At 72.1% G+C, this 24,093-nt stretch carries 14 protein-coding genes and 1 pseudogene; 10 read left to right on the top strand and 5 right to left on the bottom strand.

Annotated elements, in window-relative coordinates:
• Positions 1 to 402 precede the first annotated feature (402 nt).
• A complete protein-coding gene (gene pcrA / locus QF035_RS21235) occupies positions 403 to 2,895 on the top strand; it encodes a DNA helicase PcrA (protein ID WP_307522021.1) in 2,493 nt (830 codons plus the stop codon).
• 169 nt (positions 2,896 to 3,064) lie between these two features.
• On the opposite strand, the gene QF035_RS21230 is transcribed toward pcrA, so the two are convergent.
• On the bottom strand, positions 3,065 to 4,783 hold the full coding sequence (locus QF035_RS21230; RefSeq protein WP_307522020.1) for a M23 family metallopeptidase: 1,719 nt from the start codon (positions 4,781 to 4,783) through the stop codon (positions 3,065 to 3,067).
• 350 nt (positions 4,784 to 5,133) lie between these two features.
• Positions 5,134 to 6,060 (bottom strand): esterase/lipase family protein, encoded by a 927-nt coding sequence (locus tag QF035_RS21225; protein WP_307522019.1) that lies wholly within the window; start codon positions 6,058 to 6,060, stop codon positions 5,134 to 5,136.
• A 586-nt stretch (positions 6,061 to 6,646) separates the two neighbouring features.
• Here QF035_RS21225 and QF035_RS21220 point away from each other — a divergent pair.
• On the top strand, positions 6,647 to 7,048 hold the full coding sequence (locus QF035_RS21220; protein WP_307531294.1) for a cobalamin B12-binding domain-containing protein: 402 nt from the start codon (positions 6,647 to 6,649) through the stop codon (positions 7,046 to 7,048).
• A gap of 162 nt (positions 7,049 to 7,210) precedes the next feature.
• Here the strand turns inward: QF035_RS21220 and QF035_RS21215 are convergent, their stop codons facing one another.
• Positions 7,211 to 8,884, bottom strand: a complete 1,674-nt coding sequence (locus QF035_RS21215; RefSeq protein ID WP_307522018.1) for a DUF5691 domain-containing protein — start codon at positions 8,882 to 8,884, stop codon at positions 7,211 to 7,213.
• 91 nt (positions 8,885 to 8,975) lie between these two features.
• Positions 8,976 to 10,328 carry an SWIM zinc finger family protein gene (locus QF035_RS21210; protein ID WP_307522016.1) on the bottom strand — a complete coding sequence of 451 codons (1,353 nt, stop codon included), beginning with the start codon at positions 10,326 to 10,328 and terminating at the stop codon, positions 8,976 to 8,978.
• 134 nt (positions 10,329 to 10,462) lie between these two features.
• Here QF035_RS21210 and QF035_RS21205 point away from each other — a divergent pair, with 134 nt between their 5' ends.
• The 7 genes from QF035_RS21205 (at position 10,463) to sucD (ending at position 21,210) form a co-directional block, all read left to right on the top strand.
• Positions 10,463 to 11,617: an ATP-binding protein gene (locus tag QF035_RS21205; protein WP_269655281.1), complete on the top strand. Its 1,155-nt coding sequence runs from the start codon at positions 10,463 to 10,465 to the stop codon at positions 11,615 to 11,617.
• Positions 11,614 to 14,073, top strand: a complete 2,460-nt coding sequence (locus QF035_RS21200) for a DUF5682 family protein (protein WP_307522015.1) — start codon at positions 11,614 to 11,616, stop codon at positions 14,071 to 14,073. Before QF035_RS21205 ends, QF035_RS21200 begins: the two co-directional genes overlap by 4 nt.
• Positions 14,070 to 15,311, top strand: coding sequence for a vWA domain-containing protein (locus QF035_RS21195; RefSeq protein WP_307522014.1), 1,242 nt, complete (start codon positions 14,070 to 14,072; stop codon positions 15,309 to 15,311). Before QF035_RS21200 ends, QF035_RS21195 begins: the two co-directional genes overlap by 4 nt.
• Positions 15,312 to 15,544: 233 nt before the next feature.
• The gene (locus QF035_RS21190) at positions 15,545 to 16,648 is read left to right on the top strand and encodes a hypothetical protein (protein ID WP_307522012.1); all 1,104 of its coding nucleotides are present in this window, start codon (positions 15,545 to 15,547) and stop codon (positions 16,646 to 16,648) included.
• A gap of 253 nt (positions 16,649 to 16,901) precedes the next feature.
• Positions 16,902 to 18,683 carry a hypothetical protein gene (locus QF035_RS21185; RefSeq protein ID WP_307522011.1) on the top strand — a complete coding sequence of 594 codons (1,782 nt, stop codon included), beginning with the start codon at positions 16,902 to 16,904 and terminating at the stop codon, positions 18,681 to 18,683.
• A 441-nt stretch (positions 18,684 to 19,124) separates the two neighbouring features.
• Positions 19,125 to 20,303 (top strand): ADP-forming succinate--CoA ligase subunit beta, encoded by a 1,179-nt coding sequence (gene sucC / locus QF035_RS21180; RefSeq protein WP_200396308.1) that lies wholly within the window; start codon positions 19,125 to 19,127, stop codon positions 20,301 to 20,303.
• Positions 20,304 to 20,325: 22 nt separating this feature from the next.
• The gene (gene sucD, locus QF035_RS21175) at positions 20,326 to 21,210 is read left to right on the top strand and encodes a succinate--CoA ligase subunit alpha (RefSeq protein WP_143639188.1); all 885 of its coding nucleotides are present in this window, start codon (positions 20,326 to 20,328) and stop codon (positions 21,208 to 21,210) included.
• A gap of 129 nt (positions 21,211 to 21,339) precedes the next feature.
• Here the strand turns inward: sucD and QF035_RS21170 are convergent, their stop codons facing one another.
• Complete coding sequence (locus tag QF035_RS21170; protein ID WP_307522009.1) at positions 21,340 to 22,245, bottom strand: RNA polymerase subunit sigma-70; 906 nt, start codon at positions 22,243 to 22,245, stop codon at positions 21,340 to 21,342.
• 147 nt (positions 22,246 to 22,392) lie between these two features.
• Here QF035_RS21170 and QF035_RS56280 point away from each other — a divergent pair.
• A pseudogene (locus QF035_RS56280) lies at positions 22,393 to 23,736 on the top strand (cell division protein PerM); the annotation flags it as partial.
• Positions 23,737 to 24,093 lie beyond the last annotated feature (357 nt).

The raw sequence follows: 24,093 nt of genomic DNA, 5'->3' as shown, positions 1-24,093 counted from the left end.
AATTCCTGTGGCCCCTGTGAAGTTTGATGCGCGATATGCCCGATACATTTTCGTGACCTTAGCTTTGAGTCCCGCCCTCCCGGGCCAATTCGGAGGGGTGTGGGCCGAGTTGTCCACTCGATGAAGTCCGGCCCGCTGGAGTGCCCCTTTGGGCAGTGCCCTTTAGGGGCGCGGGGAACTGCGCGACAAGCCACAACGAACCCGCACCCGCGATCCGGCCCCCAGGGACTTCCAGCAAAGTCGCAGGCCGACCGCCTGATCGCGGACCGCTACAAGCCCCCACCGGAGGGTGACAGGACCCGAGGCGAGCAGCCACGGAAGCCCGCACCCGCGCGGAGCGAGCCCGCGGAGTTTCAAGGGTGGCGGCACGCTGTCAGTGGGGGCGCCTAGACTCGGAGAGCGATGAGCAGCCTCTTTGATGACAGCTTCCTGGCGGACCTCAAGCCCTCGCGGGCCCACGAGGAGGAGCCCCCGCCGCCGCCCGAGGACGAGGCGTCGGAGTCGGAGCCCGTTCCGGACGATTTGTTCGGCGGCCGCTTCGACGTGCCGCCGAGCCGGGACGGCTACTACCGCGACGGCGCGCCCAGGCCGCACGTGGACCCGGCCGCGCTCCTGGACGGGCTGAACGAGAACCAGCGCGCGGCGGTGGTCCACCACGGCTCGCCGCTGCTCATCGTGGCCGGCGCGGGTTCCGGCAAGACCCGTGTGCTCACGCACCGGATCGCCCACCTGCTGGGCGAGCGCAAGGTGCACCCGGGCCAGATCCTCGCGATCACCTTCACGAACAAGGCCGCGGGCGAGATGAAGGAGCGCGTCGAGCAGCTCGTCGGCCCCCGGGCCAACGCGATGTGGGTGATGACCTTCCACAGCGCGTGCGTCCGGATCCTGCGGCGCGAGTCGAAGCAGCTCGGCTTCACCTCTTCCTTCTCGATCTACGACGCCGCCGACAGCAAGCGCCTCATGGCCCTGGTCTGCCGTGACCTGGACCTCGACCCCAAGCGCTTCCCGCCCAAGTCGTTCAGCGCCAAGATCTCGAACCTGAAGAACGAGCTGATCGACGAGGAGGACTTCGCCGCCCAGGCCGCCGACGGCTTCGAGAAGACGCTCGCCCAGGCCTACGCGATGTACCAGTCACGCCTGCGCGAGGCGAACGCGCTGGACTTCGACGACCTGATCATGACGACGGTCAACCTCCTGCGCGCTTTCCCGGACGTTGCCGAGCACTACCGCCGCCGCTTCCGGCACGTCCTGGTCGACGAGTACCAGGACACGAACCACGCGCAGTACGCACTCGTGCGCGAACTCGTCGGCACCTCCGAGCACCCGGTCGACGTACCGCCGAGCGAGCACGACCTCCCGCCGGCCGAGCTGTGCGTGGTGGGTGACGCCGACCAGTCGATCTACGCCTTCCGCGGCGCGACCATCCGCAACATCCTCCAGTTCGAGGAGGACTACCCGAACGCGACGACGATCTTGCTGGAGCAGAACTACCGCTCGACGCAGACGATCCTCACCGCCGCCAACGCGGTCATCGAGCGCAACGAGTCGCGCCGCCCCAAGAACCTGTGGACCAACGCGGGCGCGGGCGCCCAGATCACCGGCTATGTCGCCGACACCGAGCACGACGAGGCCCAGTTCGTCGCCGACGAGATCGACCGCCTCACGGACGCGGGCGACGCGAAGGCGGGCGACGTCGCGGTCTTCTACCGTACGAACGCGCAGTCCCGTGTCTTCGAAGAGGTCTTCATCCGCGTCGGCCTGCCCTACAAGGTCGTCGGCGGCGTCCGCTTCTACGAGCGCAAGGAGGTCCGCGACGTCCTCGCGTACCTGCGGGTGCTCGCGAACCCCGAGGACTCCGTACCGCTGCGCCGCATTCTCAACGTCCCCAAGCGCGGCATCGGCGACCGCGCCGAGGCGATGATCGACGCGCTCTCCCAGCGCGAGAAGATCAGCTTCGCGCAGGCGCTGCGCCGCGTCGACGAGGCGTACGGCATGGCGTCCCGCTCGACGAACGCCGTCAAGAGGTTCAACACGCTGATGGAGGACCTCCGCACGATCGTCGAGTCGGGCGCAGGACCGGCGACGGTCCTGGAGGCGGTTCTCGAACGGACCGGCTACCTCGCCGAGTTGCAGGCCTCGACCGACCCGCAGGACGAGACCCGCATCGAGAACCTCCAGGAACTGGCCGCCGTGGCCCTGGAGTTCGAGCAGGAGGCCGGCGAGGGCGAGGCACCGGGCGGGCTCTCCGCCTTCCTGGAGCGGGTCGCGCTCGTCGCCGACTCCGACCAGATCCCGGACGAGGAGGAGGACGGGTCCGGCGTGATAACGCTGATGACCCTCCACACCGCCAAGGGTCTCGAATTCCCCGTGGTGTTCCTGACCGGCATGGAGGACGGCGTCTTCCCGCACATGCGCTCGCTCGGGCAGACCAAGGAGCTGGAGGAGGAGCGCCGGCTCGCGTACGTCGGCATCACGCGCGCGAGGGAGCGGCTGTATCTCACCCGCTCGTCGATGCGCAGCGCCTGGGGCCAGCCCTCGTACAACCCGCCGTCGCGTTTCCTGGAGGAGATCCCGGAGACGCATCTGGAGTGGAAGCGCACGGGCTCCCTGGGGCCGGTGTCCTCCGGCCCGGTCTCCGGCGTTGCCGCCTCCCTGTCCTCCTCGCGCTCCCGCTCGGCCGCCTCGGGCGCGTCCGGCTTCGCCACACGACGCGGCGCCGCGGACAAGCCGGTGGTGTCACTCGCCGTCGGCGACCGCGTCACCCACGACCAGTTCGGCCTCGGCACGGTCGTCGGCGTGAAGGGCACGGGCGCGAACGCGGAGGCGACGGTCGACTTCGGCGAGGAGAAGCCGAAGCGGTTGCTGCTGCGGTACGCACCGGTGGAGAAGCTGTAGAGCTGAAGTGCTGCAGTCCCCAGGGGCGTTGGCTGCTGGGGGCTGCTTGAGGCCGGGCCGATCTTCTCAGCCCGTCCGGCGATTGAGGACGAGGCCGTTCAGGCCGATACGGGGGTCTGGGGGGCGGAGCCCCCGGCACTCCGGCCTCAAGGCCTCAACAGGGCCTCGCTCAGGAGGGATCCAGCCCGTGGCTGCGCAACCACGGCAGCGGGTCGATAGCCGAGCCACCACCCGGCCGCACCTCGAAGTGAAGGTGCGGACCGGTCGAGTTCCCGGAGTTCCCGGAGTACGCGATCGGGTCCCCGGCCTTCACCACGGCCCCCGAGGCGACCTTGTACGTGGAGAGGTGGCAGTACCACGTCTCCGTACCGTCCTTGGCCGTCACGATGACCATGTTCCCGTACGCGCTGTTCCACTGCGTCCGGACGGTCCCGTCGGTCGCGGCCATCACCGTCGTGCCGTACGAGACGGGGAAGTCGATGCCGGTGTGGACGGACATCCAGTTGATGCCGGCCTGTCCGTAGTAGGCGCTGAGCCCGTGCTGCGCGACCGGCAGCGCGAACTTCGGCCGCAGTCGCTCCTTGCGGGCCGCCTCCGCCGCCGCCTTCTGCTTGTCGGCGGCTTGCTGGGCCTTCAAGTCGATACGTTCCTGCGTACGGCTCGCACGGTCGGCGAAGTCGTCCGCGTCAGCCGAGAGGTTCTCGAGCTGGGTGTCCAGCTGGTTGTTCGCTGCCGCCGGCTTCACGGCGCTCGCGTCGGGCGCGGCGGCCGTCGTCGTCTGCACGTCGTCGTTGCTGCTGCTCCCGCCGGTCACGGACGCGGCGGCGATTCCGGCGACGCCCATCACACACGCCGAGGGCACGGCGACCGTCAGCAGAGCGGAACGCTTCGGCGGGGTGCGGCGGCGGGAACGGGGCGCGGAACGGCCGGCCGCACGTGACGCGGAGCGGCCGGCCGGGGCGGCGGTGGCGACGGAGGTGGATTCCTCGACGTCGTCGAAGGACGCGGGTTCGTCGTGGGTGTGGCTGTGGCCATCGGTACCGGAGTCCGCGTCGGCGTCGTCGGAGGGGGTGAACTCGCCTTCCGCGGTGACCTGTTCTTCGTACGGGACCTGCTCGAACGCGTTGGTGGCCTGCTGGTCGTACGACTCGTGCCGGTCGTAGGCCTCGTGGTGGTCGTACGACGTGTGCGGGACGGCCGACGTGTGCTGGTCGGTCGTCGGATACGACTCGTGCTCGGCCTGCGCCTGATGGTGGATCTGGGGCTGGACCTGAGTCTGGTTCTGCTGGTTCTGGTCGCCGCCGTCCGAGTTCCAGGCCGTCGCGTCGTACGTGCCGGTCTCGAAGGTCGGCGCGGTCCACTGCTGGGTGGGGTCGACCGGATCGGCCTGGCGCCAGGCGTTCGCGTCCCACTGGCCGGTGCCTTCGGGGCCCGCGGCCTGCGTCGGGATCTCGCCGAGCTGCTGGTAACCGGAGTCCGACCAGACGCCGCTCGTGTCATAGCTGCCGGTCTCGAACGCGGCGTGGTGCTGGGCCGCGTACGGGTCGTAGTTCAGCGTCTGATGACTGCCGGTGGCCCACTGGGTGGCGTCGTACGAACCTGTGCCCGCGCCGCTGCCGTCGTTACCGCCGCCGTTGCCGGGGAGGTCGCCGAACAGGGGGTCGGTGTCGAAGGTCGTCGTCGCGTAGGCGCCCGTCGTGTCGTAGCTGCCCGTCGCGCCGTATATACCGGCGGCGTTGGCATCAAAACCGGTGGCGGAGTAGCCGTCGTACGTGGTGAAGTCGCCGTACTGGACGCCCTGTTCGCCATAGGACGCGTAATGCGCCGAGGCGGCCTCGGGAGCCGGAGCCGGGGGAGTTGCGGTCCCCGACGGGTGACGGTCGTTCACCAACTTCTCTTTCGCCTCGACGACAGGGGCTGGCAGAGCAGTGCGGCGACTGTACCCGGCGGTATGAGGGCGCGACAATCTTCGGCGGCTTTCCTCCTCTCAGGAAACGGGCATTCAGCCGTCTTTCGGCGGAGGGCGGGCACAGCTTTGGCCTGGCGTTCGATGAATGTTCGAAGAAACGTCGGTCCTCGGAGCCGGTTGAACGGGTTCGGCGGCGCCTTCCGGTTGTGCCGGTTGGCTTTTGCGCCGCTTGCACTCCGCCGCTTCCGGTTGGCTCGCTTTCTCGCTCCGGCGCTTCCCGTCACGCCCCTGCTCTCGGTGACGCTCTCGGTCACGCCGCCGTCAGTCGGTCACGCCACCGTCAGACCGTCGGCCTGGGCGGTGGCGTGGGCGGCGGCCGGGCGGGCCTCCGTCTCCTCGGAGTCCAGGGCCTGCCGGATGCCGGCCGCGACGGCCGGGTGCACCGGGAGGGCGAGATGCCCGATTCCGCTCACCCGCACGTTTTGGACGAGCAGGTCCGGGTGCTCGATGCACGCGGTCTCCAGCGGGTCCATCAACTGGTCGAGGTCGCTCCAGAAGCTCACGAACCGCGTCCGGCAGTGCGGCGCCGGCTGGCACAGTTCGTCGAGCACGCCGGAACCGGGGCGCATCTGGCGGACGATCGGGTGCGCGTTCATCAGCGGGACGACCCGCGTGCCCGAGTGCGGCGTGCCCAGTGTGACGAGGGTCCGGACGCGGACGTCACCGCCCAGGCACTGCACGTAGTAGCGCGCTATCAGTCCGCCGAGGCTGTGCCCGACGATGTCCACCTCGTGACGGCCGGTGCGCTCGCAGATCTCCTCGATGTGCCGGCCGAGCAGCTCTGCGGCGGTCCGTATGTCGCAGGTCAGCGGGGAGTAGTTGAGCGACTCGATCTGCTGCCTGCCGTGCTGGGCCAGTGAGCGGCGCAGCATCACGAAGACGGAGCGGTTGTCGATGAAGCCGTGCAGCAGGACGACCGGCGGCCTGGTGGGGGTGGGGAGCCGGGTGGTGTCGGGAGTGTCGCCGGTGCCCGTACGTGTGCCTGCGTCCGTGAGGTCCGTCGGCGGCCCGGGTGGAGTCGGGGTCGGGCGGCGCTCCGGGGTGATGCCGGTGGGATAGAGGAGGAGGTGGCCCGCGAGGATCACGATCTCCAGGGCGGTCGCCTTCAGGAGGGTCAGTGAGAGTCCGGCCAGTCTGCCGGGAAGCAGGCGCTGGCAGAGTGGAAGAAGGGGCGACACTGCCCTGGTGACCTTCATGGCCGACCTCCCGTCGGCGCACGGGAGGACGACTCCGTCCCCCGTGTGCCCTCGTGAGAAGCCGGTAACGAGGAAGGCGGTGCACGTGCGGCGCGTGTGACGCCGGGTGGAGCGACGGGCGTGCCCGTCGTCGTGCGATCGCCGGTGCGCCGCACCACCGTGCCGCGCGGCTGACGGCGCGGCGGTGCGGCGACCTCGTAGCGGCTCCCCTTGCGCCCGGTCCGGCTGCGGTCCATCGACCGCTGGCTGCGGCCCATGTGCCGCGTGATGCGGGACCGGTGCGCGGCGAACTTGTCCCACCGTGTGATTTCCCCCTCGGTCCACACCGCGAAACTGCCGGTGACGGGATGGTGGCGATAACGTTCGTTCACCTTCCCCGGCCGTGTCGTGCGGGGTTGCTGTGCCACCGGGGCATATCTGACGTGAGCGCGGTGGCGGCGAGTCGCCGTCACGGCCCTCGGGTGCTATCAGTCGGTACAGGTCCGAGTGGATCTCCGTGAATCTCCGTGGATCTCGGCGGAGCTCCGCAGATCCCCGCGGACCGTGCAGGTCGGTTGATCGGTGTAGTCGGTTCATGGAGGCAGTGATGGGTGTGGCAGCCGGTCCGATCCGCGTGGTGGTGGCCAAGCCGGGGCTCGACGGCCACGACCGCGGGGCGAAGGTGATCGCGCGGGCGCTGCGGGACGCGGGTATGGAGGTCATCTACACCGGTCTTCACCAGACGCCCGACCAGATCGTCGACACGGCGATCCAGGAGGATGCCGACGCGATCGGGCTGTCGATCCTGTCCGGCGCGCACAACACGTTGTTCGCCGCGGTGATTCGGCTCCTGAAGGAGCGGGACGCGGAGGACATCAAGGTGTTCGGGGGCGGGATCATTCCGGAGGCGGACATCGGGCCGTTGAAGGAGCTGGGTGTGGCGGAGATCTTTACGCCTGGGGCGACTACCGGGTCGATTGTGGAGTGGGTTCGGACGAACGTGCGGTAGCGCTCCGCTGGGTGGACGGGGGGTGCGTGGGTGGCTTGGGTTGTGTGTGGGTGCGGGGTGGTGGGGGCTGGTCGCGCAGTTCCCCGCGCCCCTTGGGTAAGAGGGGGTGACGTTGCTGCGATGGTGACGCATTGGGTCCGGCAGCGCAGGGCGCTTACTCCTCTACTCCTCCTCGAGTTCTCTCTGCATCGCTGCTCGTAGGCGCAGGGTTGTGACCAGGCGTTGGAAGGATTCTGACCAGTAGCTGCCGGCGCCGGGGGCCGCGTTCTCCGGTTCGTCGGGGATCGCGGTGAGGGTTTCGAGGTGGAGGGCTTCCGAAGGGTCCAGGCAGCGTTCGGCCAGGCCCATGACTCCGCTGAAGCTCCATGGATAACTGCCCGCGTCGCGCGCGATGTTGAGGGCGTCGACGACCGCCCGCCCCAAGGGCCCCGACCACGGCACCGTGCACACTCCGAGCAGTTGGAACGCCTCGGACAGGCCGTGCACGGCTATGAATCCCGCCACCCAGTCGGCCCGCTCCGCGGCCCCCAGCGTGCCGAGCAGCTTGGCCCGTTCGGCGAGCGACACCGCACCCGGTCCGCCCGCCTCCGGTGCGGCGGGAGTTCCCAGTAGCGCTCTGGACCAGGAAGGGTCGCGCTGGCGCACAGCGGCCCGGCACCACGCGGCATGCAGCTCGCTCTGCCAGTCGTCCGCCACGGGCAGCGCCACGATCTCCGCCGGCGTACGTCCCCCGAGCCGCCGCGACCACGTGCCGAGCGGTGCCGCCTCGACCAACTGGCCCAGCCACCAGGACCGTTCACCCCGCCCTGCCGGAGCCTTGGGAACGACTCCGTCCCGCTCCATGCCCGGATCGCACTCGTGCGGAGCCTCGACCGCTATCGTCGGCGTGCCCTGTGTGTGGTCGACGGCCACGCAGGACACCGCGCGCTCCGCCATCCGCCCGGCGAGCGCCGAACCGGGCAGCGCGGACAGCAACTCCGCCGCCGTGGCCCGCACATTGCGGCTCCGGTCGGCCAACGCCCGCTCCAGGAACGGCTCGTCCGCCGCGCACAGTCCCGTCCGCAACGAGTCGAGGAACATCAGCCGGTCCTCGGCCCGCTCCGTCGCCCACGTCGTGGCCAGCAGGTCCCGCGCGGCCGCCGCGTCCCTGGCCCGTATCCCCGAGAGGAGTGCGACCCGCTCGGCGAACAGGCCCTCCTCCCACAACTCCCGTATGCGATCGGGTTCCTCGGGCCCGGGCAGAGCCGCCCCGCCGCCCGGCGTCGAGCGCAGCGCGAACCGCCAGTCCGTGTTCAGCCGGGCCAGCCACAGCGCGCGCGGCCCCGCGAACGCCAGCACCGCCGGCCGCAGATCCGTACGCCCCCGGGCCGCGTCAAGCAGCGCGGGCAGCGCCTCCGGGCGGGGCGCGAACCCACGCCGGTTCGCCGTGGTGAGCCACTGCGGGAGCAGCTCCATGAGATCGGGAGCCGAGCCTCTGCGGCCGCCACTGCCGCCGCCCGTCCCGGGCCGGTCGGCGAGCAGCATCGCGAGTCTGCGTGCGGCCGCGGGCGGCAACAGCGGACGAGGGTCCTCCACTGCGGGCTCCACCCGGGCCGCCGCCCGCCCCGGCCGCATCCCGGCCCGCCGCCGCACGGTCTCCACGGCCGCCGCGTCCAGCAGTGCCGTCGGTGCCTCCCGGCCGGCCGGAATCCCCGACGGCGTACGCCGCGCGGTCCCCAGGAGCGCCGCGGTCACGAGCTCCTCCCAGTGGCTCCCACCGGACGTGTCCGTGGAGGCCGAGTCGGTGGAAGCCGTGTCGGTGGAAGCCGTGTCGGTGGGGGCGGGGGTCCTGTTCATGAGCGTCCCTTCCATGGATCCACCAAAGCCGTGAGGTCGGTCGGGTCGGTCAGGTCCGTGGGCGGCGAGGGGGCCGGGAGTGGTGTCGTGGTCAGCACAGCGGCACCGCCTCGCCCGGGCCCTCCGGCCAGGCCGTGAGGGGCGTGAAGCCGCGGTGGCCGCACTCTCCGAAGACCGTGACCGGTGTGCCGCCGGAGAGGGCGATCAGACGCCACAGGCCCGAGCCGGGCCTGGTCGCCGGGGTGAGGGGGAGCGCCAGCTCGCCATCGGCGTCGGCCAGTTGCCAGGTGTCGCCGTCGGGGGTGGGTATGACGCGGCCGAGTGTCACAGGGTGGGAGTCCAGCCACGGATCGTCCCGGAGCGCCTCGCCGTACTTGGCCGCCGCCTGCGCCACGCTCACCCCCGGCGGGCGGATCGCCGTGGGCGCCGGAGGCGTGAACTGCTCGCCCAGTGCAGCCCTTGGCTGTCCCGCGCCCGGATACGCGGACACCTCGGCATCGAGCGCCAGCCCGACCGGCAGGGCCAGTTCGGGTGCGCGGCCGGCCGCCCCGTACGACAGGAGCAGGACCGGGCGCGCCGATTCCGCCCCGTGCAGCCAGATGCGGCGGGTGGTGAGGCGGCTGTCCGACGTGTCGTACTGGGCCAGGACCAGCCAGTGGTCGCGGACCGGTGGGCCGTCCGCCGGTCCGGTGAGCCCGATCCGTGAACGGACCGTCGCGGCCAGGCCGCCCGGCAGCCGCTCGCGGCGCAGCCAGCCCTGGTCGAGGAGATGGAGCAGCGCGCACTCCTCCAGCAACCGTACCGGCCAGCCAGGGCCAGACGACGGGATCGCCCCCAACTCCCGTACGCGGGCCGCCAGTCCGGACGCCTGCGCGTCGACCATCCGGGCCGCCGTCTCCTCCCACAGCCCGTACCCCGCCTGCTCCGCCGTGGCCAGGCCGCTCCGGAGCAGGTCGGCCAGCCGCTGCTCCAACTCCGCCGCCCCCGCGGTGATGTGCTCGGCCCGCCGCTCCGCCCTGCGCCGCGCGGCCTCCGGATCACCCGAGGCCGGGGAACCCGCCGCGCTCGCCGCCCGTTTGTCGTCCGCGCGCTTCCTCCTCGCCTCTGTCCACTCCTCCGCCCAGTCCGGCACCTGCCCCCGCGGCACCGTGCCGTCCTCGCCCGCCCAGAGCAGCAGCAGCCCCAGCGCGTGCTTGCACGGGAACTTGCGGCTCGGGCAACTGCACTTGTACGCGGGTCCGGTGGAGTCCGCGATGTCGATCACCGTCTGATACGGCCTGCTGCTGCTTCCCCTGCACAGTCCCCACACCGTCCCCTCGTCCGTACTGCCCGCCTCCGACCACGGCCCTGCCGCGCCGAGCTTGCTGCCCGCCTTGCGTGACGCTGCGTCAGGCGCCAGTGCCAGCACCTGATCCGCAGTCCAGCGCACCCCCTGCTGAGTCATGTCATCGAAGGTAGGTCCCACCACTGACAATCGACCGCGACGAGTACGTTTTCGCAGGTCAGAGCCGATTGTCAGTGGCGTAGGGCACGGTGGAACCAGATTCGAACCGGCCGAGCCGCAAGGGGGACCGCTCCATGTCCGTGTCCGTCGACCAGACGTCCGTCGAACCGAGCCAGCACCACTCCGCGCACACACGGGAAGCAGCGGAGGGCGAGGCGCTGCGGCCGCACGCCGAGGACGCGTTCGCCGCCGAGCTCGCGGCGCTGGCCGCGCAGGACGACCGCCCGCGCCCGGTCCGCTGGCGGATGTCGCCCTGGGCCGTCGCGACCTACCTGCTCGGCGGCACACTGCCGGACGGCACGGTGATCACGCCGAAGTACGTCGGCCCGCGGCGCATCGTCGAGGTCGCCGTCACCACGCTCGCCACCGACCGGGCCCTGCTCCTGCTCGGCGTGCCCGGCACGGCCAAGACATGGGTCTCCGAGCACCTCGCCGCGGCGGTCAGTGGCGACTCCACCCTCCTCGTGCAGGGCACGGCCGGCACACCGGAGGAGGCGATCCGCTACGGCTGGAACTACGCGCAACTGCTCGCGAACGGCCCGAGCCGGGACGCGCTGGTGCCCAGCCCGGTCATGCGGGCCATGGCGGAGGGGATGACGGCCCGGGTCGAGGAACTGACCCGCATCCCCGCCGACGTACAGGACTCGCTCATCACGATCCTGTCGGAAAAGACCCTGCCGATACCGGAGTTGGGCTCGGAGGTGCAGGCCGTCCGGGGCTTCAACCTGATCGCCACGGCCAACGACCGGGACCGCGGGGTGAACGACCTGTCGAGCGCCCTGCGCCGCCGCTTCAACACGGTGGTCCTGCCGCTGCCCGAGAGCGCCGACGCCGAGGTCGACATCGTCTCGCGCCGCGTCGACCAGATCGGCCGCTCCCTCGACCTGCCCGCGGTGCCCGACGGGGTCGACGAGATCCGCCGCGTCGTCACGGTCTTCCGCGAGCTGCGTGACGGCATCACCGCCGACGGGCGTACGAAGCTGAAGTCGCCCAGCGGCACGCTGTCCACCGCGGAGGCGATCTCCGTCGTCACGAACGGCCTCGCCCTGGCCGCCCACTTCGGGGACGGCGTCCTGCGCGCGAGCGACGTCGCCGCGGGCATCCTCGGCGCCGTCGTCCGCGACCCTGCGGCTGACCGCGTCATCTGGCAGGAGTACCTGGAGGCGGTCGTCCGCGAGCGCGACGGGTGGAAGGACTTCTACCGCGCCTGCCGGGAGGTGAGCGCGTGAGCGACCGCGACGGCGGGACCGGGCCCCTGCTGCTCGGGGTGCGCCACCACGGGCCCGGCTCGGCCCGGGCCGTACGGGCCGCGCTGGAGGCGGCGGGCCCGCGCACCGTACTCATCGAAGGGCCGCCGGAGGCCGACGCGTTGATCGCGCTGGCCGCCGACGAGGACATGCGGCCGCCCGTCGCCCTTCTCGCGCATGTCGTGGACGAGCCGGGCCGGTCGGCGTTCTGGCCGCTCGCGGAGTTCTCGCCGGAGTGGGTGGCCATCCGCTGGGCCCTGGAGCACGGGGTGCCGGCCCGCTTCATCGACCTCCCGGCCACCCACACGCTGGCATGGGGGCGGGAGGAGAGAGAGGACCAGGAGCAGGAGTCATCGGAGAAGGGGGAGCCGGGCGGACTTCCGTCCGAGCCCGCGGAGGCCGTACGGATCGACCCGCTCGCCGTCCTCGCCGAGACCGCCGGGTACGACGACGCCGAGCGGTGGTGGGAGGACGTGATCGAGCACCGGGGGGCGCGCGACGGGGACGCGTTCGCACCGTTCGAGGTGCTCGGCGAGGCGATGGGGGCGCTGCGGGAGGCGTTCGGGACCGGGGGACACGAGCGGGATCTCGTGCGGGAAGCGTACATGCGGCTCCAGGTGCGGGCGGCTCAGCGGGAGTTCGGGGACGACGTGGCCGTGGTGTGCGGTGCCTGGCACGTGCCCGCACTGCGGCAGCGCACGACCGTCGCCGCCGACCGGGCGCTGTTGAAGGGGCTGCCCAAGGCCAAGGCCGACATGACGTGGGTGCCCTGGACACACCGGCGGCTGTCGCGGATGAGCGGCTATGGCGCGGGGATCGACTCACCGGGCTGGTACGGGCACTTGTTCGGCGCCGCCGACCGCCCGATCGAGCGCTGGATGACGAAGGTGGCCCGGCTCCTGCGCGACGAGGACCGGCCCGTCTCGTCCGCGCACGTCATCGAGGCGGTGCGGCTCGCCGACACGCTCGCCGCGATGCGGGGCCGCCCCCTGCCGGGCCTGACCGAGACCACCGACGCCGTACGGGCCGTGATGTGCGAGGGCTCGGACGTGCCGCTCTCACTCGTGCACGACCGGCTCGTCGTCGGTGACGTCCTGGGCGAGGTGCCCGCGGCGGCACCCGCCGTGCCGCTGCAGCGCGACCTAGACCGCCTCCAGCGGCGGCTGCGGCTCAAACCGGAGGCGCAGGAGCGGGAGTTGGAGCTCGACCTGCGCAAGGAGAACGACGCCGGGCGCAGCAGGCTCCTGCACCGGCTGCGGCTCCTCGGCATCGAGTGGGGCGAGCCGGCCGCGTCGCGCGGCAGCACCGGTACGTTCCGGGAGACCTGGCGGCTGCGCTGGGAGCCGGAGCTGGCGGTGCGGGTCGCCGAGGCCGGCGTGTGGGGCACGACCGTGCTCGCCGCCGCGACCGCGAAGGCCGAGGCGGACGCCGTCGGGGCCCGGTCCCTCGCCGACGTCACGGGCCTCGCCGAGCGCTGCCTCCTCGCCGAACTCCCGGACGCGCTCCCGGTGGTGATGCGGATCCTCGCCGACCGCGCCGCCCTGGACGCCGACGTCGGCCACCTCGCCCAGGCGCTCCCCGCCCTGGTCCGCTCCCTCCGCTACGGCGACGTGCGCGGCACCGGTACGGAGGCCCTCGCCGAGGTCGCCGCGGGGCTCGCCGAGCGCGTCTTCGTGGGTCTGCCCCCGGCCTGCGCCGCACTCGACGCGGACGCCGCGGAGGAGATGCGCGGGCATGTGGACGCGGTGCACGGTGCGGTGGGGCTGCTGGGAGAGGGGGAGGGGGAGGGACAAGGGGAAGACTCCGCCTCCCGTGGCGGCATACGTGGCCGTTGGCACGGTGTTCTGCGCACGCTCTCCGGGCGGGACACGGTTCCCGGGGTCGTCCGGGGGCGGGCCGTGCGGTTGCTGCTGGACGACGGGGCGTTGGGGCAGGAAGAGGCGGCGCGGCTCATGGGGCTCGTGCTGTCGCCGGGGACGGAGCCGGCGGACGCGGCGGCGTGGATCGAGGGCTTCGTCGGAGGGGGCTCCGGGGGCGGAATGCTGCTCGTGCACGACGAGCGGCTGCTCGGGCTCGTCGACACCTGGCTGACCGGGGTGCCGGGGGACGCGTTCACCGACGTGCTGCCGTTGCTCAGGCGCACCTTCTCCGCGTACGAGCCCGGAGTGCGCCGCACCCTCGGCGAACTGGTCCGGCGCGGACCGGGAACCCGCGGAGGCGCCACGGCCACCGCCTCGGGCATACCCGGCTTCGCCCCCGACCTCGACGCCGCACGCGCCGACGCGGTGCTGCCGGTGCTGCGCCTGCTGCTGGGACCGGACGAAACCGAGGACGCCGAAGGCGCCGGCGACAGCCGCACCAATGGCAGTAACACCAATGGCAGCAGCACCAATGACAACGACGCCGATGACAACGACCTTGTGGGGGTGGGCCGATGAGCGCGGGAGTGGTGAACACGGGAGCGACCGACCAGGCCGAGGCGCCCGAGCCGGGCGGCGTGGCCGAGCCCGCCGGCGTCGGCGACGAACGGCTCCGCCGCTGGCGGCTCGTGCTCGGCGGGGAGGACGCGGACGGCACCGGGTGCTCGCTCACCGGGCAGGACGCGGCGATGGACGGGGCGCTCGGCGCGCTGTACGGGAACGGCAAGGGGGGCAAGGCGCGGGCGGGGCGGGAGCGTTCGGCGGGGCTCGGGGCGTCCGCGCCGTCCGTCGCCAGGTGGCTGGGGGACATCCGGACGTACTTCCCGTCCTCCGTCGTCCAGGTCATGCAGCGGGACGCCATCGACCGGCTCGGCCTGTCCACCCTGCTCCTGGAGCCGGAGATGCTGGAGGCGGTGGAGGCGGACGTCCACCTGGTCGGCACGCTGCTGTCGCTCAACAAGGCCATGCCCGAGACGACCAAGGAGACGGCACGGGCGGTCGTACGCAAGGTGGTCGAGGACCTGGAGAAGCGGCTCGCGACCCGTACCAGGGCCACTCTCACCGGGGCCCTCGACCGCAGCGCCCGTATCCACCGGCCCCGCCACCACGACATCGACTGGAACCGCACGATCTCGGCCAACCTCAAGCACTACCTGCCCGAGTACCGCACGATCGTGCCCGAGCGGCTCATCGGGTACGGGCGCGCGTCGCAGTCCGTGAAGAAGGAGGTCGTCCTCTGCATCGACCAGTCGGGTTCGATGGCGGCGTCGGTCGTGTACGCGTCGGTGTTCGGCGCGGTCCTCGCCTCCATGCGGTCCATCAACACCCGGCTCGTGGTCTTCGACACGGCTGTCGTCGACCTCACCGACCAGCTCGACGACCCGGTCGACGTGCTCTTCGGCACCCAGCTCGGCGGCGGCACGGACATCAACAGGGCGTTGGCGTACTGCCAGTCGCAGATCACGCGCCCCGCCGACACCGTGGTCGTCCTCATCAGCGACCTCTACGAAGGTGGCATCCGGAACGAGATGCTCAAGCGGGTCGCGGCGATGAAGGCGTCGGGGGTGCAGTTCGTGACGCTGCTCGCGCTGTCCGACGAGGGTGCTCCCGCGTACGACCGTGAGCACGCGGCGGCGCTCGCGGCGCTGGGCGCACCGGCGTTCGCCTGCACGCCCGACCTCTTCCCGGACGTGATGGCGGCGGCGATCGAGAAACGCCCGCTGCCGATACCGGACACCGGGAGCCCGGGGCAGTAGAGGCGGCAGCGGGGTGAAGGAGGGGGCAGACGCGGCGGAGCCGAAAGACGACGGATAAAGCGGACATGAGCATCCATCGGTAACAGGGGACTTGCGCGACCTCGGGAGTCCCGTGCAAGGATCGGCGGGTCTTCAGAGGGCGCGCAGCCTCGTAGCCGCGCCCCAGTTCGCTCCACCCCGCCCCACCTCATCTCGCTTCTCCTCGTCCCTCCGCACGGGAGGCTCTCCCCGCCTTGGCCCTGTCAGCCGTACTGCCCGATGCCGCTCTGCGTGTGACGCGCACGGCGGCGGGGCGGCGTGCGCTGCAAGTGGGGTTGCTGGTGGGCGGGTTGTTCGTGCTGGGGCTCCTGTGCGGGGAGCAGGCGCGTGCGGCGGACGGGGTCGCGCCGGCCTCGAAGCCCACAGGTGTCGTGCGGTCGGTGTCGAGTTCGGTCGAGCAGTTGGCGATGGGTTCGGGGGAGGCAGGGCAGCGGATCGGCGAGCGGCCCTCGGGCTCGAACTCACCGTCCGTGACGGTCTCGTCGACCACCCCGCCGCCGCCCGCTTCCACCGCGACCGAAACCGCGACCGCGACCTTGGGCTCCGGCTCCGAACAGGCTGGGCTCCCCAAAACGATCTCGCCCGTGACCGACGAAGTCCAGCGCGTCGTAAGGCCGGTCGCCGATCCTGTCGTGCGGCCGGTGACCGAGCGCGTCGTAGGGCCGGTGACCGAGCAGGTGGTACGCCCGGTCACCGGGCGCGTAATACCGCCGGTCGCCCAGGACGTCGTACGGCCCATCGGTGATCTGGTGGATCAGATCACCGGCGGGATCACCGGCGGGATCGTCGAGCGGCCGGCCCCGCCGCAGTGGTGGCCGTCGCTGCCTCAACTGCCCACGCTGCCGGGCCTTCCCGGGCTGCCGGAGTTGCCGGGACTGCCGTTGCCAGCGGTTCCGGGGCAGACCCTGCCGGCCGGTACGGCGCCGCAGCAGCCCGGCGGAGCGACGGACGACCACCGGGCGGCCGGGAAGCAGTCGCGCGACGACAGCGCGGTGACGGAGTACGGGCCGCGGTTCGCCGGTGGCCCAGCGGCGGCCGGTGACGACGTACGCCACCACGCGGACTCCCGGGGCACGCGGGCCGTGCAGGCACCCGTGCACCAGGTTCCCGATAGCGACCCCACGGGTGCGTTGGGGCGTCACTCCGCGGTCGACAACGGGTCGCCGCGGCACGGCGACGCGCAGGCCGTCGCGTTGAACGACAGGGCCCGGCCGACGCTGGTGCCCGGCGCCGCCGCGGACGTCACCGCGGCCGGGACCCGGGACAGGTACCGGGACATTCCGGCGTTCCCCGGCTAGGGCCGGCCTTCCCCCGCTGAGACCTGCCGCGCGAGGGCGGCACAGGTCTGCCCGCGCCCGTCCGGGCATCCTCCGAATCTCAGGGTGCTCCGGACGCGATCGGCCGGACACCCCGGACGCGGGCCGCTGCCACGGCCGTCGGTGCTCGACTCCCCAGTCCGAAGCACCGACGCGGCGCATCGGCCCTCCGGACGCCCGGTCCCTCTCCACACCACGTTCCGAACTCTCGGTCTTCCGAAGGACTGACGTACGCATGCACAAGAACATTCGCCGTTCCATCGTCATAGCCGCCGGCGTCACCGGCGCCTGGGCGCTCGGCTCAGCCGTCGCCGACGCGGACGAACTGCCCGCCACGTCCGCCTCCGTACCCGACGCGTCCCTCTCCGTGGACGACGTGGCCGGCACGGTCACCGACACCGTCGACGGGGTGGTCGGTGACGTCCGCACCGACGTCTCCCCGGCCACCGGCACGACCACAGGCACGATCACGGACACCCTCACCGACGTCACCGGCGGCACGACCGCCAAGGCGCAGGACACCGTCACCGACGTCACCGGCACGACCACCGACACCATCGCCAGGGCGAAGCAGGCCGCCGACACGAAGACGAAGGCGGCCGACCAGGCCCGCCGGTACGTCGACACCGAGCTCCCGGCCGCCCAGAAGCCCCAGGCCAAGGCCAAGCCCGCCGCCGAGCACACCGCCGACGCGACCGCCAGGGCCACCGACGCCCTGTCCGACGCCCGCGGCCCCCGCCCCCACGGCGAGGTCGACTACCTCTTCGGCCCCCTCTCGGCGTTCGCGCCGGAGCTGGAGCAGGCCCTCGCCGCCACGCAGACGAAGCTCGGGGCCACCCGGCGCACCGCCACCGCAGTCCCCTCCGGCGCCCGTGCCAAGGTGCAGCAGACCGTCGCCACCGCCGGCCGGACCGCCCCGGCCGCCCACGCCACCACGAACGGCGTGCCCGCCCACCTCCGCAACACGGTCACCGGCCTCCCCTCCACCGTCCGCGGCATCCAGGGGACCGTCACTCGGTCCGTCACCCCGGTCGTCGACGAGACGGCCGCCACCGCGCTGCCGCCCGTCGCCGCCACCGCCGTGCACGGCGTCACGCCGATCGCCGGGCGGGCCGTCGGCGGGGTCACCCCCGTCGCCGACCAGGCCGTGACCGGAGTCACCCGCGTCGCCACCGGCGCCGTGAACGGTGTGGTCCCGGTCGCCGGCCAGACCGTCGGCAACACCACCGGCCTCGCCCACGAAGTGGTGGCCGACGCGGTGTCCGACGTGCGCACGTACACCGACGGCGTCACCGGCGGCGTGACCCCGTACGCGACGGGCGTGGCCGGGAACGTCGGCCCGTACGCGACCGGTGTCGTCGGCGAGGTCGCCCCGTACGCCACCGGCGTGGTCGCGGACGTTCCTCCGTACGCCACCGCAGTGGTCACCCAGGTCACCGACGAGACCGTGGACTCCGTCCTTCCGCCCGTCGCCGCCACGGCGGTGGACGGTGTGGTGCCCGTCGCCGCGCGGGCGGTCGGCGACGCGACCGTGCTCGCCGACGGTGTCGTCGGCGAAGTGCGGCCCTTCGTGGGCGGCGTCGTCGGCGAGGTCCCGCCGCTCGCGCACGGCGTGGTCGGCGAGGTCGACCCGTTCGCGCAGGGCGTCGTCGGCCGGGTGCCGCCGTTCGCCGAGGGTGCCGTCGGCGCGGTGCGGCCGGTCGTGGACACGGTCGTCCAGTACGTCCGGCCCGTCGTGGACGGGGTCGGCGGCAGCGCCACGACGCTGGCGTACGGCGTCACGGGCGACGTACGCCCCTTCGCGGACGGTGTCGTCGGCGAGGTCGCACCGTTCGCGGCCGACGTGACGGGACAGGTCGGGCCCTTCGCGCGGAACGTGACCGGAACCGTCGGGTCGGCCGCCGGCCCGCTGGCCGGAAACGCCGTCGGCGGAGTCGAGGACGTCGCCGAGTCCGTCACCCCGAGCTACCTGCCGACCGACCGGTACGGGCAGCACGGCTCCCCCTACGGCGTCTGACCGACGCCTCCGCCGTACGACCGTGCCCGGCGGCCGGTCGTACGGCACCCACCGGACCCCGCAGGGCGACGGCCACGTACGGCCGAAATCCGTCGGTCCGTGCGACCGAAACCCTGCGGTCAGGGCCGGGCGGTCCTCATTGGGGTGGGGACCGGCCGCCCTACGCCCCTTAGATCAGTGTCAGGGGCTGTTCGAGGGGCCTCACCAGGCAAACCCCAGCCTGGTGAGGCCCTTTAAACTGGCAATCTGTGACCGTAATCACCGCCCAGGTGTGATCTGCGATTTACGACCCCACCACGAGCGGGGATAACCTGCGAGGCGGACATGCCGCGTGCCGGCCACCGTGCCCACGCCCTCCTTGTGACCGCGCAGTCACGTTGCCCTTCGCGGCACGCCCACGCAGACAACGAACCGCGAGATACCTGATAGGGACGGACGCGCGTGGACCTGTTCGAGTACCAGGCGAGGGACCTCTTCGCCAAGCACGGTGTACCGGTGCTGGCCGGTGAAGTGATCGACACGCCTGAGGCAGCCCGCGAGGCGACCGAGCGGCTTGGCGGCAAGTCCGTCGTCAAGGCCCAGGTGAAGGTCGGTGGCCGAGGAAAGGCCGGCGGCGTCAAGCTCGCCGCCACGCCCGACGAGGCGGTCGCCCGTGCGACCGACATCCTCGGCATGGACATCAAGGGCCACACGGTCCACAAGGTGATGATCGCCGAGCTGTCCCCGGAGATCGAGGCGGAGTACTACGTCTCGTACCTCCTCGACCGCACCAACCGCACCTTCCTGGCCATGGCCTCGGTGCAGGGCGGCATGGACATCGAGGAGGTCGCGGAGAAGACCCCCGAGGCCCTCGCGAAGGTCCCGGTCAACGCCGTCGAGGGCGTGAACATCGAGAAGGCCCGCGAGATCGTGGCCCAGGCGAAGTTCCCGGCCGAGGTGGCCGAGGGTGTCGCCGAGGCCATGGTGACCCTGTGGGAGACCTTCGTCGCCGAGGACGCGCTCCTCGTCGAGGTCAACCCGCTGGTGAAGACCAAGGACGGCCGCATCCTGGCGCTGGACGGCAAGGTCTCGCTCGACGAGAACGCCGACTTCCGCCAGCCCGGGCACGAGGCGCTCGAGGACAAGGACGCGGCCAACCCGCTCGAGGCCGCCGCCAAGGAGAAGAACCTCAACTACGTCAAGCTCGACGGCGAGGTCGGCATCATCGGCAACGGCGCGGGTCTCGTCATGAGCACCCTCGACGTCGTCGCGTACGCCGGTGAGAACCACGGTGGGGTCAAGCCCGCCAACTTCCTCGACATCGGCGGCGGCGCGTCCGCGGCCGTGATGGCGAACGGCCTGGAGATCATCCTCGGCGACCCGGACGTCAAGTCCGTGTTCGTCAACGTCTTCGGTGGCATCACCGCCTGTGACGAGGTCGCCAACGGCATCGTCCAGGCGCTGCAGCTGCTCGCCGACAAGGGCGAGGAAGTGACCAAGCCGCTGGTCGTCCGTCTCGACGGCAACAACGCGGAGCTGGGTCGCAAGATCCTGTCCGACGCCAACCACCCGCTGGTGCAGCGCGTGGACACCATGGACGGCGCGGCCGACAAGGCCGCCGAGCTGGCCGCGGCCAAGTAAGGGACGAGGGAAAACCACAGCCATGGCTATCTTCCTCAACAAGGACAGCAAGGTCATCGTCCAGGGCATGACCGGCTCCACGGGCATGAAGCACACCAAGCTCATGCTGGCCGACGGCACGAACATCGTCGGCGGTGTGAACCCGCGCAAGGCCGGCACGTCGGTCGACGTCGACGGCACCGAGATCCCGGTCTTCGGCACGGTCGCCGAGGCGATCGAGAAGACGGGCGCGAACGTGTCCGTCCTCTTCGTGCCGCCGGCCTTCTCCAAGGCCGCCGTGGTCGAGGCGATCGACGCCGAGATCCCGCTCGCGGTCGTCATCACCGAGGGCATCGCCGTCCACGACTCCGCCGCCTTCTGGGCGTACGCGAAGTCGAAGGGCAACAAGACCCGCATCATCGGCCCGAACTGCCCCGGCCTCATCACGCCGGGCCAGTCCAACGCCGGCATCATCCCGGGCGACATCACGAAGCCGGGCCGCATCGGCCTGGTCTCGAAGTCCGGCACGCTGACGTACCAGATGATGTACGAGCTCCGTGACATCGGCTTCTCGTCGGCCGTCGGCATCGGTGGCGACCCGGTCATCGGTACGACGCACATCGACGCGCTCGCCGCGTTCGAGGCCGACCCCGACACCGACCTGATCGTCATGATCGGTGAGATCGGCGGCGACGCCGAGGAGCGGGCCGCGGACTTCATCGCGAAGAACGTGACGAAGCCGGTCGTCGGTTACGTCGCGGGCTTCACCGCGCCCGAGGGCAAGACCATGGGCCACGCCGGCGCCATCGTCTCCGGCTCCTCCGGCACGGCCGCCGCGAAGAAGGAGGCCCTGGAGGCCGCCGGAGTCAAGGTCGGCAAGACCCCGACCGAGACGGCGAAGCTGGCCCGCGCCATCCTCGCCGGCTGAGCACGGCTCCTGGCCGGCTCCCGGCCGGCTGATTCGCAGTCTGTACGCGGACGGGCCCGCACCCCTTCTCCAGGGGTGCGGGCCCGTCCGCGTCGCCGTCTACCCGGCGCTCTCTCGTCCCCGTGCTCCTCAGCGGAGCTCCGGCCGGAGCCTCTCCGGACCGTTCTGGAACGTCGAGCGGAGCTTGACGCGGATCTCCTGCTCCTCCTCGGACAGCGGACCGGGGCCCGACCGCGGCGGAACCCCGCTGATCGTCGCGGCGGGCGCCTGCGGGGCCTCGTAGTGGTCGGGAGCCGTGCGGAGCGTGAACGCGGTGGACCCGATGAGCAGGACCGTGAAGGCGATCGCCGCCCGGGTCCAGCGGCGGGCGCGGCGCTCACTTCCCGACCGCACCACGACGGGTTTCGCGGCCGTCCGCAGCAGCTCCTTGCTCCCGAGCTCCGTCAGCCTGAGCCGCAGCTCCTGAGGGTCCGCCAGCTCGGGCACGCGCGCGGCGACGACCTCACGCGCGTGCAGCAGCCGGCCCACCGCCGCGGGCGTGCTCGCCTCCGTCTCGGCCGCGGTCTCGGGCAGCCCGATGCCGAGCCCGTCGTGGAGAAGCACGGTGCGTCGGTACGCCGGCGGCAGGCCGAGCAGTACGGAGAGCAGCCGGCGGTCGTCCAGGGCGGCGGGCGGTGGCTCCGGAGTCCGGTGCCGAAGGCGCAGCCGGTGCCAGGGGGACGTCGCGTACTCGTACGCCGCCGCCCGCACCCAGCCCGCCGGATCCCGGTCGACCGCCACCTCCGGCCAGCGCTGCCACGCCAGTTGGAAGGCCCGCTCCACGGACTCGCGCGCCAACTCGCGCCGCCCGGTCAGCAGATAGGTCTGCCGTACGAGGGCGGGGGCCGCGTACGCGTAGAGGGCGTCGAAGGCCTGACCGGGTGTCAGGGCGGGGACGGAGGGCGCGGGTTCGAGGTCGGCCTCCGCCTCGGCCCCGTCCTCGTCCTCGGCCTCTGCCTCCGGAAGTGGCGGCGGGCAGGCAGGGGTCTGCGTCACCGGGCGCCCCTTCGTACGTAAAAGTACATAAAAAGTATATTGAGCGACACATCCGAGGTTTGCCTGTTACGAGGAGAAAGCGCGTGTCGTTGGGAGCATTGCGGCGTGACCCAGACGACCGACCGCAGTCCGGACCGCAGCCCGTCCCTGCCGACCCTGTTGGCCAAGCCGGCCCTGCTGGCCCGATGGCGCGGGAGGTCGCCAGGACTGGCCGCGAGCCTGGTCGGCGGCGCGCTCGCCGCGGGGCTCGGACTGGCGGCGTTCACCGTACTCGTGACGGTCCTGTGGATCAGCTCGCCCTATCCGGACAGCGGTCCTGACGGGGCGTTGCGTGTCGCCGCCGGGCTGTGGCTGCTCGCGCACGGCTGCGAACTCGTCCGCACGGACACGCTGTCCGGCGTACCCGCGCCCGTCGGCGTCACCCCCCTGCTCCTGGTCGTGCTGCCCGCGTGGCTGCTGCACCGCGCGGGGCGCGACGCGGCGCACGGCGACGAGGAGTCGACACCGCCCGCCGTCCGCACGGCGTGGGGCGGTGTCGTCGCGGGCTATCTGACGGTCGGCGCGGCCGCGGCCGTGTACGCCCCGGGCGGTGCGCTGAGTCCGTCCTGGGCGTCGGTCGCCGTATGGCTCCCGCTGCTCGCGGTGACCGCGGCGGGGGTGGGCACGTGGACGGCGTACGGGCGCCCCCGGGGTCCGCTGGCGCCGCCCGTGCGCCGGGCTCTCCGCGCCCTGCCCCTCGCCTCCTTCGTCTCCTCCGCACCCGGGCTCCGGCTCCGGGCCGCCGTGCGCGCGGCGAGCGCGGGTGCGGCGGTGCTCGTGGGGGGCGGGGCCGTGCTGGTCGGCGCCTCGCTGGTGTGGCACGGAGGTCTGGCCCGCGTGTCGTTCCTGCATCTCACGGAGAGCTGGTCGGGACGGTTCGCGGTACTGCTGCTGGCACTGGTCCTCGTGCCGAACGCGGCGGTGTGGGGGGCGGCGTACGCCCTCGGGCCCGGCTTCGTACTCGGCGCCGGGCACGCGGCCGATCCCTTGGTGTCCTCGCCAGGTCCGCTGCTGCCGCCCTTTCCCCTGCTGGCGGCGGTCCCGGGCGCGGGCCCGGGCACTCCGGTGAACTGGGCCGCTGGGGCCGTGCCGTTGGTGGCGGGCGTGGTGGTGGCCTGGTTCACGGTACGGGCGGGGGTGCCGGGGCGGAAGGACGTGGGGGAGGGAGACGGAGAGACGAGGGGGGGGAAGCTCCGGGTTCCGGTGGCGGCCCACCGCGGTGAGGCCTGGTCGCCCGGCCGGACCGCCGGGAACGCGGCCCTCGCGGCCCTCCTCTGCGGACTGGCCCTCGCGGTCCTCGCCGCCCTGTCGGGCGGCCCCCTCGGCATGCACGCACTCGCCGACTTCGGCCCCGTCTGGTGGCAGACGGGGCCCGCGGCGGCCGGGTGGACCGCGGTGGTGGGCGTGCCGGTCGCCCTGGTCCTGCGCGCCTTGCGGCTGCGACAGCCGCGGGTACGGGTGCCGTGGGCGCCCCGGGTACGGGCTGTGCGGGGGAGTGGGGTTCGGGGGTGGGCTTCCTGGGTGCGGGGGCCTTGGGGGCGGAGGCGGGGAGTTCAGGAACCTCTTGTTCAGGAGCAGGGGGTGCAGGGGAACGGGGTTCATGAACATGTGGGCCAGACACATGTGAGCCCGAAGCTTTCGGCCAATGAGCCTGTGGGTGGGGCGACTCCGATGCCTGAGCCTCTGCTCTCGAAGCCTTCGCCGGATGAGCCGCTGGTCTCGGACTCCTCGGCCCGTGAGCCTTTGGGATCGAAGCCTCCGCGCCGTGAGCCTTCGGGCGCGATGCTTTCGGACCATGAGCCTGCGTCC

This window comes from Streptomyces umbrinus (genome assembly GCF_030817415.1).
Taxonomy (GTDB): domain Bacteria; phylum Actinomycetota; class Actinomycetes; order Streptomycetales; family Streptomycetaceae; genus Streptomyces; species Streptomyces umbrinus_A.
Note: the sequence above shows the minus strand (reverse complement) of the source record. Positions and strands in the feature narration are given on the sequence as shown.

What these genes read in the sequence shown, in the direction of transcription:
- pcrA (WP_307522021.1), top strand. Translation starts at nt 403, where the DNA reads ATGAGCAGCCTCTTTGATGACAGCTTCCTGGCGGACCTCAAGCCCTCG.
- QF035_RS21225 (WP_307522019.1), bottom strand. Translation starts at nt 6,060, where the DNA reads ATGAAGGTCACCAGGGCAGTGTCGCCCCTTCTTCCACTCTGCCAGCGC.
- QF035_RS21220 (WP_307531294.1), top strand. Translation starts at nt 6,647, where the DNA reads ATGGGTGTGGCAGCCGGTCCGATCCGCGTGGTGGTGGCCAAGCCGGGG.
- QF035_RS21215 (WP_307522018.1), bottom strand. Translation starts at nt 8,884, where the DNA reads ATGAACAGGACCCCCGCCCCCACCGACACGGCTTCCACCGACACGGCT.
- QF035_RS21210 (WP_307522016.1), bottom strand. Translation starts at nt 10,328, where the DNA reads ATGACTCAGCAGGGGGTGCGCTGGACTGCGGATCAGGTGCTGGCACTG.
- QF035_RS21205 (WP_269655281.1), top strand. Translation starts at nt 10,463, where the DNA reads ATGTCCGTGTCCGTCGACCAGACGTCCGTCGAACCGAGCCAGCACCAC.
- QF035_RS21195 (WP_307522014.1), top strand. Translation starts at nt 14,070, where the DNA reads ATGAGCGCGGGAGTGGTGAACACGGGAGCGACCGACCAGGCCGAGGCG.
- QF035_RS21185 (WP_307522011.1), top strand. Translation starts at nt 16,902, where the DNA reads ATGCACAAGAACATTCGCCGTTCCATCGTCATAGCCGCCGGCGTCACC.
- sucD (WP_143639188.1), top strand. Translation starts at nt 20,326, where the DNA reads ATGGCTATCTTCCTCAACAAGGACAGCAAGGTCATCGTCCAGGGCATG.